23 protein-coding genes are annotated in these 15433 nt (G+C 37.8%); 1 reads left to right on the top strand and 22 read right to left on the bottom strand.

Features of this window, described 5'->3' with window-relative positions; translation table 11 throughout:
• Positions 1-164: 164 nt before the first annotated feature.
• The 22 genes from OCV72_RS08225 to OCV72_RS16885 all read right to left on the bottom strand — a co-directional run bounded on the left by OCV72_RS08225 (position 165) and on the right by OCV72_RS16885 (position 14800).
• Positions 165-320, bottom strand: a complete 156-nt coding sequence (locus tag OCV72_RS08225) for a DUF6219 family protein (RefSeq protein WP_155515218.1) — start codon at positions 318-320, stop codon at positions 165-167.
• Positions 321-344: 24 nt separating this feature from the next.
• Entirely contained in the window at positions 345-1241 is an 897-nt protein-coding gene (locus OCV72_RS08220; RefSeq protein ID WP_055283078.1) for a helix-turn-helix domain-containing protein, read from the bottom strand.
• Between the two features lie 426 nt (positions 1242-1667).
• Positions 1668-2597 (bottom strand): RhuM family protein, encoded by a 930-nt coding sequence (gene rhuM, locus OCV72_RS08215; protein WP_055283077.1) that lies wholly within the window; start codon positions 2595-2597, stop codon positions 1668-1670.
• A gap of 165 nt (positions 2598-2762) precedes the next feature.
• Positions 2763-2948 (bottom strand): hypothetical protein, encoded by a 186-nt coding sequence (locus OCV72_RS08210; protein WP_055283075.1) that lies wholly within the window; start codon positions 2946-2948, stop codon positions 2763-2765.
• A 154-nt stretch (positions 2949-3102) separates the two neighbouring features.
• Positions 3103-3240 carry a hypothetical protein gene (locus OCV72_RS08205; protein ID WP_155515217.1) on the bottom strand — a complete coding sequence of 46 codons (138 nt, stop codon included), beginning with the start codon at positions 3238-3240 and terminating at the stop codon, positions 3103-3105.
• Positions 3241-3258: 18 nt separating this feature from the next.
• Complete coding sequence (locus tag OCV72_RS08200; RefSeq protein WP_055283073.1) at positions 3259-3447, bottom strand: ParA family protein; 189 nt, start codon at positions 3445-3447, stop codon at positions 3259-3261.
• 160 nt (positions 3448-3607) lie between these two features.
• Positions 3608-3970, bottom strand: a complete 363-nt coding sequence (locus OCV72_RS08195) for a YccF domain-containing protein (protein WP_055283071.1) — start codon at positions 3968-3970, stop codon at positions 3608-3610.
• Positions 3967-4461, bottom strand: a complete 495-nt coding sequence (locus tag OCV72_RS08190) for a YaiI/YqxD family protein (protein WP_055283069.1) — start codon at positions 4459-4461, stop codon at positions 3967-3969. The genes OCV72_RS08195 and OCV72_RS08190 overlap by 4 nt, the downstream gene beginning before the upstream one ends.
• Entirely contained in the window at positions 4461-4829 is a 369-nt protein-coding gene (locus OCV72_RS08185; RefSeq protein WP_055283067.1) for a DUF4186 domain-containing protein, read from the bottom strand. Before OCV72_RS08185 ends, OCV72_RS08190 begins: the two co-directional genes overlap by 1 nt.
• 69 nt (positions 4830-4898) lie before the next feature.
• Positions 4899-5048, bottom strand: a complete 150-nt coding sequence (locus OCV72_RS08180; RefSeq protein WP_155515216.1) for a MerR family transcriptional regulator — start codon at positions 5046-5048, stop codon at positions 4899-4901.
• 79 nt (positions 5049-5127) lie between these two features.
• On the bottom strand, positions 5128-5790 hold the full coding sequence (locus OCV72_RS08175) for an ABC transporter transmembrane domain-containing protein (RefSeq protein WP_055283065.1): 663 nt from the start codon (positions 5788-5790) through the stop codon (positions 5128-5130).
• A 123-nt stretch (positions 5791-5913) separates the two neighbouring features.
• Positions 5914-6633, bottom strand: coding sequence for a class I SAM-dependent methyltransferase (locus OCV72_RS08170; RefSeq protein ID WP_226853253.1), 720 nt, complete (start codon positions 6631-6633; stop codon positions 5914-5916).
• Positions 6608-7309 carry a transglutaminase-like domain-containing protein gene (locus OCV72_RS08165; RefSeq protein ID WP_015527132.1) on the bottom strand — a complete coding sequence of 234 codons (702 nt, stop codon included), beginning with the start codon at positions 7307-7309 and terminating at the stop codon, positions 6608-6610. Before OCV72_RS08165 ends, OCV72_RS08170 begins: the two co-directional genes overlap by 26 nt.
• A complete protein-coding gene (locus OCV72_RS08160) occupies positions 7299-7967 on the bottom strand; it encodes a class I SAM-dependent methyltransferase (RefSeq protein ID WP_055283209.1) in 669 nt (222 codons plus the stop codon). Before OCV72_RS08160 ends, OCV72_RS08165 begins: the two co-directional genes overlap by 11 nt.
• Positions 7968-8031: 64 nt before the next feature.
• Positions 8032-8814: a ZIP family metal transporter gene (locus OCV72_RS08155; protein WP_055283061.1), complete on the bottom strand. Its 783-nt coding sequence runs from the start codon at positions 8812-8814 to the stop codon at positions 8032-8034.
• Between the two features lie 327 nt (positions 8815-9141).
• Positions 9142-9522, bottom strand: coding sequence for a hypothetical protein (locus OCV72_RS08150; RefSeq protein WP_055283059.1), 381 nt, complete (start codon positions 9520-9522; stop codon positions 9142-9144).
• Between the two features lie 48 nt (positions 9523-9570).
• Entirely contained in the window at positions 9571-11712 is a 2142-nt protein-coding gene (locus tag OCV72_RS08145; protein WP_055283207.1) for an ATP-binding protein, read from the bottom strand.
• A 146-nt stretch (positions 11713-11858) separates the two neighbouring features.
• Positions 11859-12050: a hypothetical protein gene (locus OCV72_RS08140; protein ID WP_081021032.1), complete on the bottom strand. Its 192-nt coding sequence runs from the start codon at positions 12048-12050 to the stop codon at positions 11859-11861.
• On the bottom strand, positions 12051-12251 hold the full coding sequence (locus OCV72_RS08135) for a DUF6061 family protein (protein ID WP_242827115.1): 201 nt from the start codon (positions 12249-12251) through the stop codon (positions 12051-12053). It lies immediately after the preceding gene.
• Positions 12252-12959: 708 nt separating this feature from the next.
• Positions 12960-13076 carry a putative holin-like toxin gene (locus OCV72_RS08130; RefSeq protein ID WP_242827114.1) on the bottom strand — a complete coding sequence of 39 codons (117 nt, stop codon included), beginning with the start codon at positions 13074-13076 and terminating at the stop codon, positions 12960-12962.
• Positions 13077-13625: 549 nt separating this feature from the next.
• A complete protein-coding gene (locus OCV72_RS08125; RefSeq protein ID WP_055283057.1) occupies positions 13626-14258 on the bottom strand; it encodes a hypothetical protein in 633 nt (210 codons plus the stop codon).
• A gap of 74 nt (positions 14259-14332) precedes the next feature.
• Entirely contained in the window at positions 14333-14800 is a 468-nt protein-coding gene (locus OCV72_RS16885) for a DUF6431 domain-containing protein (RefSeq protein WP_416810553.1), read from the bottom strand.
• On the opposite strand from OCV72_RS16885, the gene OCV72_RS08120 reads away from it, so the two are divergent.
• Positions 14720-14917 carry a hypothetical protein gene (locus tag OCV72_RS08120; protein WP_055283055.1) on the top strand — a complete coding sequence of 66 codons (198 nt, stop codon included), beginning with the start codon at positions 14720-14722 and terminating at the stop codon, positions 14915-14917. The two genes, OCV72_RS16885 and OCV72_RS08120, sit on opposite strands and share 81 nt — an antisense overlap.
• Positions 14918-15433: the final 516 nt, after the last annotated feature.

Raw genomic sequence — 15433 nt, 5'->3', positions numbered from 1 at the left:
TATATTAATCATACTGACGGTCATTCACCTTATAGGACATGATTTTAGAAATTTTTTTAAATTATTTTTTAAAGTGTAAAAAGACATAAAAAAGATGCCAGGATTTCTCCTGACACCATAGTGACTGTGCCAACTTCGTGCCCAGTGGGCACAAGGTTGGTTCATTATTCATTTTCTGCATTCGCCAATTCTTTCTTGGTTTTCTTTTTCCCAGAAAGCATTTTATGTCCTGAATAAATAGCCATAACCATGCAAATCAAAGAACTAACCGCAAAATAATCGTTGCTCCATATCCCCCTGGTCAGAGCCATTATTGTCATTACTTCTCCGTATGTATGTGTCTATTACTTACAAAACTCAAATGCCACATAATACACATAATCGTTATTTGAAATAAACTCTGTTTGGCTATTTACAAGATCATCTAAAGCCGGAACACTCATTGTTTCATCATCATAAAGAAAGGCAATAAGTGGCTGCTGCTTATTATATCGGATATCTACGATATTTTGTATTTCAGTTGCGGATCTACCATAGTATTCTCTATCTTCTACATTTTCTAAAATAGGAATTTCGGTTGACAACTTACTACCATCTCCAGAAATAATTAGTTTAATTACATAATTGTCAAAATCAGGCACCATTACGATTTCACCACTTTTTGGTGAACCAATATCTTCAAATCCTATTTCAACTTTGTCCTGATTACTTAATCTTCCTGATTCATATCGGTGAATATGTAATCTGAGTTTTTTATATTCATCCGTTGTGATAAACTTGTAGATGAATGCTCCATCCGGTCCAGCAAGCAGTTTTGCCGTCTGCATTTCTATACTATCCTCTGCAAGAGGCGCAATGAAATTCTGCGGTTTTTTCAAACGGTATATGGTAAATCCGATTATTGATACTGCACAAATAGCTATAACTAATAATATACATTTCATAACCTTCAGGCATTTCTGTTTATTTATATTGTCTCGGATCACTTCAATAATATTTGTTTCTGACTTCTGAATCATGTTCTCTTGGACTATATCTTCTCCTGCCAGAAACTCGTTGAGACTAATACCAAGAATCGAACAAAGTTCTTTATAAACAGATACATCCGGAAGGCAAACTCCTCGCTCCCATTTAGAAACAGACTTATCACTCATACCTAATTTTTCTGCCAGTTGCTTTTGTGTCATCCCCAGGGACTTTCGCTTGCCTGCAATGTATTTTCCGATTTTGATAAGATCCATCCATCGCACCTCCTTCTTATATTAATCGTACTCTATTTGAGAAGAAAAGCATACCCCTCGAAGGTAGAATATGATTTTTTAAGCCGAGTTTGCCAGATAAAATAAAGAGCTTATATAGCGGATTCATATACAACTTTACAGTTTTTATTACTGTATCCTATATATTCCAGACACTGCCAGCAAGAAACATCGAAGCTCGTCTCTGTCTGTAAATTCATTTTGCACAAATTCTTCTTGGTGGAAAGACAAAATATTATCATGAATAGTTTTTCTGCACGAAAAAATGAGGAATGGAGTCGAACCATTCCCCACTTGCTACAGGATTTCTCCTGACACCATAGTGACTGAACCAACTTCGTGCCCAGTGGGCACAAGGTTAGTTCATCTCATTATATACTGTTGTAATATAAAAGCGATGCAATGCCACTATAATTTCAATAGATTCATTATCAGTTTTACCATCACATCTTTTTCTTCTGGTTTTGATTCTGCAATCATCAATGTAATTGCTACTAACGTTCCATCACTGAGTCTCTTCTCTCCATCCAAGAACAACGCATTGTTCTTGTCTAAAAATTCCAAGAACAGTGATGCGGCAATTCTTTTACAACCATCTGCATATGGATGATCTTTTATCATAAAATACAATAGATTCGCCGCTTTCTCTTCCAAGGATGGATACGCATCCTGTCCGAATACACTCTGGTAAACTGCGGCAATAATTCCTTGTACCTTACCAGCCTCTTTTTCTACACCAAATACATCTGTTTCAAAAGAATCCTTCATCTGACCAACCATCTGAACACACTCTTCATAAGTAATGCGGTATACTGGAGTACTTCCCTTTGGCTTACTTAATGCCTGGTGGTCATATTGATCCAGAAGAATCAATGCATCTGTGTATTCATTCACAGCTCTGAGCACATCTTTCTCCTCTATATCAAGTGCATCTGCAAGCATCCTTGACTGAATATCAACTGTTTTCTTAAGCGCCTGAAGACGCTTTTCATTGATTGCATAGCCTTTCAAAATAAACTGTTTAAGAACATTATTTGCCCATTTTCTGAAAGCTATACCTCTTTTAGAATTAACTCGATATCCGACAGACAAAATCATATCCAAATTATAAATTTTGGGTTTTCGTCCCCCTGTACTTCTGTCGGAAAAACCGACAGAAGTCTCATCCAGTTCTCCTGAAACAAGAATATTTGAAATATGTTCGCTTACTGTAGCGTGCTTAACATCAAACAACACTTCCATTTGTTTTTGCGTCAGCCAAACTGTCTCCTGCTCAGGATTGATTTGAACTTCTATATTAACATCACCATCTGTAAATAATACAATTTCATTCTTCATCCTTTAGTTCCCCTCCACGAATATTTCCCGATAACATTTCTAATGTAGATTTTACTGTACTTTTTAGATTCAGTCCATCCTTTAGCCTCAACTTAATTACCCAAAAAGAAGGTATATCCATTTCAGCAGATATACCCTCTTCACATTTTAGAATATTTAATAAATTTATTTCATTGTATCAACTGATACACGCCCTTTTAACGTATATCTTATTCCGTTTGAAACAAATACTGCAATTTTTTCTGAAACAACTCCCTCATTTAATTTCTCGTCACCATTATTATCTTGTATCAGATTAACCTTATATCCTTGCGCTGACTGATATTCTTCCATACTTTCATACATACCCAAATAATCAGTATCCCAACCATTTTTTAACTGTTCATCACTTAAGATCAAATCAATATTTAAACTGACTGGTGAATAGTAGGTTTTACCATGTTCGTATTCTTATCTGTCTTCCTCTTCCAAATAACGGAAATTATCAGTATCTCCTACGATATAATTATTCTTGAAATGGATGGTTCTCGAAAGAATGTAAATGCTCAAGTGCAACCTGTTGGATATCGTTCGTTTCTTCTCCTCCACCAACTAATTCATCATAGGATGTCAGTTTTATCTTCGATGCACTTTTACCTTTCATCTAAAAGCACCTCCTGTGTCATCTGCCAATATGAGCCGCTACTTTTCCTTTTGGATCATGCTCAAATATGCTGATTTCTTCTGCACTGATCTCAGCTGCTCGTACTGAAAATGGAATACTTTGTGGAAAAATCTTAATCTGGTTTCCATATGTATCAAGAATCAAATCAGATATATCTCTTACATAGTTCGTTCGGTTATCCACCATTGTGATCAATATACCTCCAATTTTCAGTTGTTTGTTAAGCTGTCTACTAGGGCGGATTAGGGACTTTCACCCATTCGAAACGTGCGCCGCAAGGTGCACAAAAGAAGAGGTACCTACTTAACGGTGCCTCTTGCTTTTCCATTTAATCTGTTTTATTGCTCTACCCTATCATACTTGCACCAAATGGCATGAAAGAAAGTCTTGCCATTTTAAAAAACTGCTTCCCAAATGGAATTCCAACAATCGTAATGCACCAAAGAAAACCAATTATCAGATTCCCCAATGCCATTTCCCAGCCAAAGAACAGGATCCAAATTAAATTCACCAAAAATGAGAACATTCCATTTTCATATACAATTTCTTTTCCAAAAGGCCAGAATGCTAGAGATGCAAATTTGAAACATTGCAGTCCCACTGGGATTCCAATAATCGTAATACACCATATGCATCCCGCAAAAATCCATGCCAGTCCACCTAACACTCCTCCAAATATAAACCAGAGAATATTTCCTAATGTTCTCATAACTGCATCTCCCCTGTCTCCATTGTTTTAGTATTCTTTTGAAATTTCTCCTGTACCATCATGAGCATTTTTTCAAAAGACTGTGCAAACCTTACATCATCTTCTTCTGTTCGTTTTTTCGGTCCCTTGATATGATTCTTATGGGAACTTCTTCTGGCTTTTTTATTCAAATGACGTTCCATGAGCATCTGATCAATATTGTTATTCGTGTACCATTTACCCGATTGATGAATGGCATATGCACCTTTTCCCAGTGCCATTGCAGCTACACCATAGTCCTGTGATACGACAATATCTCCTTTATGGCAGATACTGATCAGTTTATAATCTACTGCATCTGCTCCTGCCCCTACTACAATCACTTTGCTATAATTAGAATACAAAATATGATTCGTATCACACAGCAATGTAGTTGGAATATTATATTTCTCTGCTATTGTCTCGATAATACCTACTACCGGACATGCATCTGCATCTACAAATATCTGCACTAGTGCCTCTCCATTTCTTTTTGAATCCATGTCATAATTACATCTACAAGATATTCCTGCTGCACTTGGCTTAGTTCTTTTCCCGGTTGCATTTTATGCCACTTCCGGATGCACTCTCTGCAACATGTTGCAGTTGCATGCTGGGCAATAAATACCGGGTGACCACGCATTGGTGTCTGCTTGCCATCATTTGCTATATATGCCGGAGCTTCTCTTTTTGAGATAAAATCCTCTGCATGTTGTCTGATTCTCTCCAGTCCTTTTTCGTTTATGTAATCAATATCTTTCTGCTTTAGATGGAAACTGCTTCGGAACTTGGAATTGTCCAGTCGCTCAAATAACTGCTTGTACCATTCATCCTTCGTCATATCATCACCATAAATCGTATTGTTTCATAGTCTCTGAATTTCGATATCCATGTTTCTCATAATATCCTATCAACTTCCCATCATCTCATCTGCCGGAATTGCCCAATAGCTGCCGACACGCATTACCCCAGGAATCCTATTTTCAGAGCAAAGTACCTGCACTCGTCGTTTCGACAGTCCCCATTTTTCAACTGTTTGACTGATTGAAAGATATTCCATGCTTTCATCTCCATATTATAGTGAATTCACGATCAATTATATTTCTATCTTTAAATTATAATTCCAAATACGAACAAAGTCAATTTACATCCAATATGGTCAACTGACCATGCATCGTCAGATACAGTCCCACAGGCAAAGTTCCAAGCAGTGTCGATGGAAACAGGGCGAATGTCATTTTCATGGTGATCCAGATAGAAGACAGCCATTTCACAACGAATTTCTTATAATCCAAAATTGCTTTTGCATATTTCTCATAAGAGGTTCCTACCCTGCCAAATGCCTTAATAACCTCTATGCCCTCTATGTATTCCACAATAGTACTGTTCATATGTGCATTGGATTCATCGTACTGAGTGAAACTTTTTCCGCTGATAATCATGGTAAGTGTCATAAATACCAAGGACAATGGAACGGTTACAAGAGAAGTCCGTGCAATTCTCCAGTCCAGCGTAAGCAAAGCGATAAAGCTGATTACCGGAAGCAGGATATGTCCGCTTCCTTCCGGAATCATATGAGCAATGGGTGGTTCCATATTTTCGATTTTTTCTACCATAATGCTCTTGATTTCACCAATACTGTGCCCTTCCACATCTCCTAATGGTGCTTTCAGAAACCGGTCTGTCAGGCGGAGCCTTAAACCCTCCAATATGTGATAGGCTGCTATATGTGATATCCATGTGGATGCGGAAAAGCTTACGATTTTTATAGTGTAAAAGAGTAAGGCATATTTTTCTGTCATTCTTCAATTCTCATTCTGAATCACAGGCTTCACATTACTTCCAAGACTTGCAATTTCATTTACATTCAAATTTCTTCTCCTTTCACACATCTGAAACTTTATTATAAATCCAGCATCATTGCATTACTTCACACAACGGAAATATACCATAGAACCGTCAACATGGATATCCGTTTCTTTATATAGTTTTTGAAGGATATCTCTCAGCTCTTTCTCCGTCTGAAACGGTGGAGAAAACCACCCTTTCTTTGCAAGAATATTTTTTACCAGCCAATCTGTCCGTTTCGATTTTCCCCTGATATAAAAACAGGCAATGTAATCGCCGCCTGGTTTCAAAACACGCCATATTTCATGAAATGCTTTTTGCTTATCAGGAAATGCATGAAAACCATTCATACTGACAACAGTATCAACAGATTCATTCTCCATTTGCAGGTTCCCCACATCCCCCTGAATACATTTGATATGCGCATGACTACCAAGTCTTTTTCTGGCTTGTTCAAGCATATCCATGCTGTAATCAATACAAGTAATATGTGCAGTTTTCAGAGAAATCCATTTGTTTTCCGTAAATACAGCAGTTCCAACCGGAACATCAAGAAGATTTCCTGAAAAGTCATCAGGAACATATGATAAACCTTTTCGTGCTATATCATTATCGTCAGTGCCACTCCAAAATAACTTAATATACAGTTTGCTGAAAATATTTCTTTGCGTAAGAACATCGTCATATATATTTTTTGATGTTTCATAAGCATTTTGTATTTTGTCTGCCATATTACCCTCCAAATTTAATTTTAATTCTAAAAGCTTAAAACTATCGTTCTCTAATCTTCCTGACATTACGATTCATGAGGTGTCTTCCAATATGTCTATAAGCAAATGCTTTAAAGGCTGAAATTTCTTGATGATGTTCCTTCAACAGTTCATCTGGACAATCATAAACACCAAAATCCTGATTGATTCCCTCGCTCTGAATATAAGTATTGTTCCTATCAAACTCAATAATGAGATTTCTGAAATCCTTGACTGCTACTCCATAACCGCAAAATGCACCTGTACATTCCGAATTTTGTTCCTGTAACTTCTTTATGTAGGTTTTATCCAAAATGAAAGCTTCCAGTTCGTACCACTGATTTTCGAAATTAATTTCTACCCAGCTATGGAAAATACTTTTTGGAGCATTACGATAAACAAACCCGGTCATAGCCCCTTTCTGCAATCTTTTATCAATCGTAAAGCCATGTACTCTGCATGGAATATTGCAGGCACGTAAAAGTGCCATAAATAAAGTTCCTTTTGTATTACATTGTCCATAACCATCTGCAAGTACTTTTGAAGCTGAAATTCCGTCATCAATATTATATCCAAATAAAACATCATCTCTTACATAGTTGTAGATTGCCTTAATCCTTTCAAATTCACCCATTTCCTTCCATTTCATATTTTGAATAAGTTTTTGAATTGCCGGATTAGAAAAATCAACCATTCGTGTTTCCCTAAGATACTTATCTTTCATTTCCTATCGCCTTTTCCATAGCTTTTCTCACAACACAATGCATTCGCATACCTTTACGAATTTCAAATTTTTCTACTTTTAATCCTGCTTTTTTGCAACATTTTATGACCACATCTCTTGTTGGCACTTGGACATCTCCATGTCCGCATATATTTGCCAACGGCATTTCCAATGTATTCATTAGCCATACCAATACTTTATTGTCACTCGTCACATCTCTCAGTATCAATCTTCCATTTGGGCGAAGACATCTTTTCACACTGTCAAAAAAAGCCTGTGGATCCGGATAATGATGGAAGCTCATAGAACAAATAATTGCATCAAATGAATCCTTTTCAAAAGGAAAGTTCTCACAGTCTCCCACAAAAAATGTTGTATTTGGAATATTTTTCTTTTTTGCCTGTTCAATCATTGCCGGAGTCAGATCCAGTCCTGTATAATGCCGGTCTGGATGTTTTTCTGCTAATAAAGAAATCATTGGTGCAGGTCCGCAGCCTGCATCCAATAAATCTCTAAATGGCTCCTTCTCTAATTCTTCCAGAATATCCGGATAATCCTTCTTGCACATTTCGTAAATGCCAGCATGGTTACTTTCATATCTTCCTGCTGCTTTTGTAAACTCTTTAATTGACAATTTTTTATATTCTTCATTTTTCATGCTTTTTTCTCCAATCACACCAGCACCATAAATCAATATTCTCATAAGAATCATTCCTCTCCTCTTACCCCAGTGCCACATCCAAGATCATCATCAAACTAAATCCAAGTGCAAAGAAAAGCGTACCGATATTCGAGTGCTGTCCCTGAGACATTTCCGGAATTAGTTCTTCAACCACGACATATAACATAGCTCCTGCTGCAAAGCTGAGTAAATATGGTAATACCGGGATTACCAGCTGTGCGACAAGAATCGTCATTACCGCTCCAATCGGTTCAACGACTCCTGAAAGTACACCTCCCAGAAATGCCTTTCTCTTACTTTCACCCTCTGCCCTAAGCGGCATGGATATAATCGCTCCTTCCGGAAAATTCTGGATAGCAATTCCAAGTGATAAAGCAAGTGCACTTGTTGCTGTAATCTGTGCATTTTCAGCAAGAAATCCTGCATACATTACACCAACTGCCATACCTTCAGGGATATTATGTAATGTAACTGCCAACACCATCATCGTAGTACGGCCAAGTTTGCTTTTCGGTCCCTCTGCCTGATCACTTCCAACATGAAGATGCGGAATCAAATGATCAAGTGCGAGTAAAAACAATATACCAATCCAGAACCCAACAACTGCCGGAACAAACGATAAAGTTCCCATATTCTCAGATTGTTTAATTGCCGGAATCAGAAGACTCCAGATTGAAGCAGCAACCATTATACCTGCTGCAAACCCTGCAAGTGCACGTTGCAGTAACTTGCTAAGTGTTTTTCTCATAAAAAACACGCATGCTGCACCCAGCATTGTTCCAACAAATGGAATCAGTATACCTTCAAAAACATTCATTAGCATTATGTATTCCTTTCTGTATAGTCAAAAGTACTTTCACATCGTTCTATTGTTAGTTTTAACTAACTATCATGTGTAAAAGAAACCGTGCAAAAAGCAAACTGTAATTTCACACGGTTTTCCTTATGTTTAAGTATATCACTTACGAAATCATATAACAATATAATTCTTTTAAGAATTCATTTTAGGATTTGCTGTCTTATTCAGCAGAAATACCTGCCAGTTTTACATTTACGTTATAATATCCTACAGGACGTGAAAAATAGGTATACGGATTTGAGAAGTTGCAACCACTACACACAATATTCACACAAAATTCTCTTTATGTTTTCAATTATTTTCCGGCAAACCTAATTGTTCATTCAGATTATATTTTTTCCCATTAATTACCTGATACATGGAACCACGTACGACATTCTTTGTGAGATTGATCACGCAGTATCCATCGGCAATAGCAAATACCGACTCTTCCAAAAAACGATTATTAATAATATCCTGACTCATCGTTGCCAGAAACCTTGTTTTCATTTCAGCTTCCCGCTTTGCTGCTTCCGCTGCAAAGTTAAGATTCTCTTCACGTCTCTTGGAATCGCTAATACTACGGACTGTACATAAAACATGGGTTACATTTCCAGACTCATCCCGTTTTTTACAATAAAAAGCATCCTGTGCCAGCTGCCATCGCACATCCTGTATTCTGTAGAAATACATCAAGCCTTTGGGAGCAATCTCCACTTTTTACTTTCCATTTATCACTGTTCAATGACCTGCATTTCGATGCCCCCCGCCGGATTTTATGCTTCTGATCGTCTTTTCCAATACCTTCATCTCAACCGGTTTTGAAACATGGGCATTCATACCGGCTGCCAGAGAATGCTGAATATCCTCAGAAAACGCATTGGCGGTCATAGCAATGATCGGAATTGTCATTGCCAGTTCATGGGAGCTTCTTCGGATTGCTTTTGTTGCCTCATAACCATTCATAACCGGCATCTGCACATCCATCAGGATCATGTCATAATCCCCCGAAGCAGACTGCTCAAATGCCTCTAAGACCCTTTTACCATTTTCACAGATTGTACACTCTGCACCCTCAATCTTTAACAATTCCATCAGGATTTCTGCATTTAGCTCATTGTCCTCTGCACACAGAAACCTCATTCCTTTCAGGACATTGCCAGCCGGTTCATCCTTTTCTGCCTGTTCTGCTGAAGAAACAAATCTATCTTCTGCTATTCTCAAATCTATAAGAACCTCAAAACAGCTTCCCTGGCTCAGTTCACTCTCCACATCAATGCTGCCTCCCATTGCTTCAACCAGATTTTTGGTAATAGCCATTCCAAGACCAGTTCCCTGTATCTTATTCGTCATAGAACTTTCAGCACGAGTAAAAGCATCAAAAATTGTATCTTTGAAATCTGCCGACATTCCCATGCCATTATCGCTGACTAAGAAACGATACTTTGCGTAGACAGATGACTTTGTCTCACATTCTTCTACCAGAAACTGAATTTTTCCACCTTCCTGCGTGTACTTCACTGCATTAGAAACCAAGTTGCTGAAAATCTGCATCAGATGAACCTGATCTCCGTTCACCCACTCGTGCCGGATGTTTTCTTTTATGATTGTAAGAGTCTGATTTTTTTCGTCTATCTGTGAATGGAATATGGTATTGAGTTCTGTAATAAAATCCAAGATGGAAAAATCGGTATACTTAAAAACTGTTTTTCCTGCCTCAATTTTGCTCATATCCAAAACATCATTAATGATTCCTAACAGATGCTGTGATGAAATGTCTATTTTATCTGCATACTCTATTACTTTCGCTTTATTACCGGCATCATGTCTGATCAATGATGTCATGCCGATAATTGCATTCATTGGTGTACGAATATCATGTGACATATTGGACAGGAAATCTGTTTTCGCCTTATTTGCATTTTCAGCGGTCTGCAAGGCTTCTGTTGTAATGTCCTTTGCTTTTTTCAGTTTTTTATTGGACTCCTCCATTTCCTTCATTGCCTGCGTCTGAATCTCATTATTTCTTTTTTCATATTCAGCTTTTTGCTCAGCAAGACTGCGTCTAGAAATACTGCAGAATAATCCGGCAAAAAGCAAAAGTATAAAACCTGCCATGAGTATTGTTTCAAACACTATTGTTTTCTGATAATCTTTCAGTACATTATCTACAACACTCTTTTCTACAATACAGATCAGCATGGTATTATTATTTTCTATCGGACAGTATCCCAGATAGTAAGGTTTGTCACTTCCCAGAAGTTCTACCCCCTGTTCTCTGCCATCCAGCTTTTTTTGAAGAGAATCAGCCTCTTCCTCAGTAATAGCCTGATCTCCTTTTAAATGCTTTAACAAAAAATAGTTCCTAAAAAATTTATCTTCTATCTGATTTGTATAAGTAATATTTCCGTCGTTATCCAGCATAAACAGATACGCATTCCCGTTATAGCTTTTCACACTTAACATGGAATCTAATTTTGAATGATCATACAAGGTTCCAATTGCCGTATAAGTTTCCCCATTAATCGTATATTCCTGACATGGAATTGCAACCAGATAACCATCTTTTTTCTTCTGGTTGTAATCAAGAGAAACCAATTTTCCAATATTATATCCGTTCCTCAAATCCAACAAACATTTACTTGGCATATCAACCCGAAGTTTTGTTCCATCAGTGGTGATTGCCTTTCCATTTTCCTGGAGAAATATAAGTGTACTTTCAGATTCTTTCTGCCATGCCTCAAAGAACTTCTTGTTTCTATCCAGTTCAATAGATCTCACTTCCTCTTGAATAAGAGAATCCTCAAGCAAATGCAGCTGGCTGTAGTATCCATTCACCTGCAGATCATAGGTCTGCTGTATCTGTTCAACAACAGCTCCCATACTGCTTTTCCCGTTTTCCGCGATATAGCTGTTCATCCTGTTCAAAAGGAGCTTTACAAAAATTAAGCTTAAAAAGATAAGAATTAAAAAGAACAATGGCACTATAATCTTTTTTCTTTTTGTTATTACTTGTTCTATTCCCACTTTTATTTTTCAACCTCTATATAATCTTCCGGTGCTGACGGCTGCTGTCCGTTTGCCATTGCTACGGTCCATGCACTTGATAATGTTGTGTTCCCAAGCTGCCTGATCTCACATTCCGGATTTATTTTTTTCAAAACAGACATTGTGGTTTCTGTAAGAAGAATAGAGTAGCCATCATCTCCGCCGTAGCCCAATTATACCCTTTCTTCAAATCCCCTGCACAATCGTTCCGAACATCCCCTTAACCATATATCGCAATATGCCTGCATCTCCCCGGATAGACCCATTTCAACATACTCTATCGACTTATTATCCAATAATTTATGTAACTTTGCCAGTGACTGCTCTGTTGTCCTCAGAGCAGCCTCTACCTCTTCACACTTTATCCGAAGCATATTTCCATCTGCGTACCTCACATATTTTTAATATTTTATCTGCTGATGGATTTGTCTTTTTCCTTTTCTTATCACTTATCGTACTTTGCGATATTTCAGTCTGTTTAGAAATTTTTTCTGAGTCATCCCACGCTGTTCCATCAGTGCAAATATTTTCTGACTAATTAACCTATCTTACCTAGCCAAAAGCAGATAAAATGATACACTTCTGTTTGCTTGGCTTCTACCCTTCCTATAAAGTTTATATTTTCTAATTCCAAGAATCACAGGGTAGCGATGGTGAAAAAAGAACAGCAACAGAGGATACGCTGCGGTATGTGCTCTGTTGCTGATAGGATAATGGGGTGTATCTTGTAACATAGTGAAATATTTATATATATCCCAAAACAAAACTGTATAAAAAAATGTGGCTTCTTTTCGTATACAGTTTTTTCATGACAAATTACTCCTTTCCACGATATTTTTAACCAAAATGGCTGCAAGAAAATTGTACACGAAACCATTTGTTTTTTTATACAGCAGTATCCATTCGATTTCCTAATAAAGGAAGTTGAAATCATCCGCTTATTGTGATATATTAAGCATAAAGAAAGGCACCTGCTGTAACAGATGCCTCTTAGGAGCCCCACTCCAAAAGGTGGAGTTTCCCGAGTTAGCTTGTTTCTCTAAATAGAGACGCCTACTCTGGTTGCGACAGAGTAGGCATTTTTATTTTCGCTTGTTTCTCTTGTCGAGAAAGGCAAGCAACGCAATAACTAAGCTGCCAAAGGACATCAGCAGAGCTAATATCTCAATGAAAATCGAAAGAATCTCATAAGCTGTCATCAGCGCCACCTCCCTTCCTATGTATTCCGGTAAACCGGTCCATTGGCTCGGGAGGATGCCACCCCCTGTCGTGGGTTCCATGGCTGTCATTTTATCACACAGTACGACAATTTTCAATTCAGTATCATATGTATCCTGAATGATTAGACATGAGACGATAATATCCTCATGAAACAAAGAGCACCCACGCCAAAGGTGGATGCTCAGAGTAAATTACTTGTATTATATTTGCCAGTTAGTCAGTAGTTCCAGCACATTTGACATTTACAGAAAAAAAATTGGGAAATTTGTTTTTTCGTCAAATCCATTTCATGATTTTTTTATCATATCGTGAAAATAGATTCTCTAAAAATTCCAATTTCCCAATTTCTGTAAATCTTACTAATTACCACTGCCACCTTATGGTGGCAGTGGCTATAAAAGACCTATTTACGCATTAATGCGTTGTCGTATGTGTCTTTAAGAACTGGGTGATAGGTGGTTCCAACCGGCTGGTTGTTGCTGTCGAACTGTGTCTGTACATTACCATACCATGATGTTACGCCGTATTCACCGATTAATATAGTGAAAGTAATCATAATCTTCATTAATACTATAATCTGCAAGTAAACCTTCCTTTCTATATATTTCTTCCTCGTAGCCGTAATTTTCTCCATATTCTTCAAGAAGCCAATCTGCGTACCGTTTGCAAAAACTAAGAAGCGACTTTTCGTCGTTAATTTTAGAAAATAAGGGCTTCAAATATTGATATGGATGGATACTGAGGAATCCATAACTATATGGAGAGCTAGAAATACGAGTGATACCGCCTAAGAATTCTTTTAATCCTACTGCCTCAATATTTTTTACGCTAAGGTTGTTGCGTTTCGTATGGCAGTTCTCATTCCGGTTGGTCCGGTGGAGAGGAAACTTCTCGTTTTCGAAAAGAACAAAAGCGGAATCCATGTCATCCGGAAGAAAACGAATGTCAACTTTGGCTGAAATGAACTGCATAGGAACATCAAAGCATAGGTTGTCAATGGAAGAACCATTAGGAAGCGTCAGCGGATTTTTGATGACGCGTTTGTAATAAGCGGTAGCTGAGGCATCAGGATAAAGCCCTTGCACAACAGGAGCTATAAGTGCAAAGCGAAACTGAGCAACAGCAGCGTCATTTTTGATTGTTTCAATATCTTTTGGCATGGAAAAGCCCTCCTTTTCTGGTTTGTATTTATCATAACCAGACAGAAAAGGGAACGCCATATACGGTCATGTGGTCACCAGATGGAATAATCGGGTTTGAATATGGACTGGCAGTATTGTGCAGTTTTTGGGTGCTCAACGATGGGATTCTTATGTGACTGTAAAAAGTTGCAGGCGAATTTCTGAATAAAAGGCATACTAAATTCAGAATAAAAATCTGAGATCGCAAGGCTTTTCAGAAAAGCAGCATCTGAGGTTTCGAAATCTACCAGGATACCAAGCCACTGCTGTTTATGCTTTTTCCAAAGCTTCAGCCATTTGTAAAGTTGAACCGGGGTGATGGAAAATCTGTTACAAAGGTGTTCTATCGTAGATCGATCAAGAAACCATTCTCCTAGCACGCGCAGGATGAACATCAGGGAATGGCAGGCATACGGAATCAATACGTCAGGAAGTATGGCATGGGTATGATTACAACTGTCACAGACAAAATGGAGAACACAGAGACTATCCACTACTTTCCGACCCTTCCGAAAATCGATTACGGAGCGGTCGTAATAAGCATGAACATGGCAGTTGCCGCAACTGCCGCAGGTGGGACAGGTTTCCAATTCCGGTTGAAATTTAGCCATGTAGGAATCAAAAATAAATTTAGATGAGGTTTTTATACGAATCAGCTTGCAAAACAGTGAGTTTTTCTTATCATAATAGTTGCATTGAGATGACTGCTTACGAGACAGGCGTAAAACATTAGGACATAGATCCTGTAAGACCTGCTTGCAGCACTCATTGTATGGTATGGAGAAGGAACGAACTTTGGTCGGGGCTGTTTCTTCTCTTTTTTGTTTTTTAGTGACAGAATTGACTATAAATGATAAGAGGGGAATGGTCAATAGGACAGATAAAAACGTGCCGTAAAAACAGCACGTTAGAGTAGGTACAATATGAAGGAAGTTAAATTTAATCTGCGGTATATGTACAGTAGGTAGGAATATTAATTTGACGCGTGACAATAGATGGATGGAAGAGGAAAAATATTTCGTCCATCTTTTTTTGTTGGAGAAAGTTACATTAAATTAAGGAATTGTTGAGACTGTAATTAATTCTGTGTAAACTCTAAAAGAGCTATATATCCTCTTGGATTGATGTTAAAATAAATATCAATTCAGGAGGAT

It is taken from the genome of Dorea amylophila (assembly GCF_025567265.1).
Lineage (GTDB): Bacteria > Bacillota > Clostridia > Lachnospirales > Lachnospiraceae > Dorea_A > Dorea_A amylophila.
The sequence above is the reverse complement of the archived record's forward strand: the minus strand, read 5'-3'. Positions and strand labels throughout refer to the sequence as shown.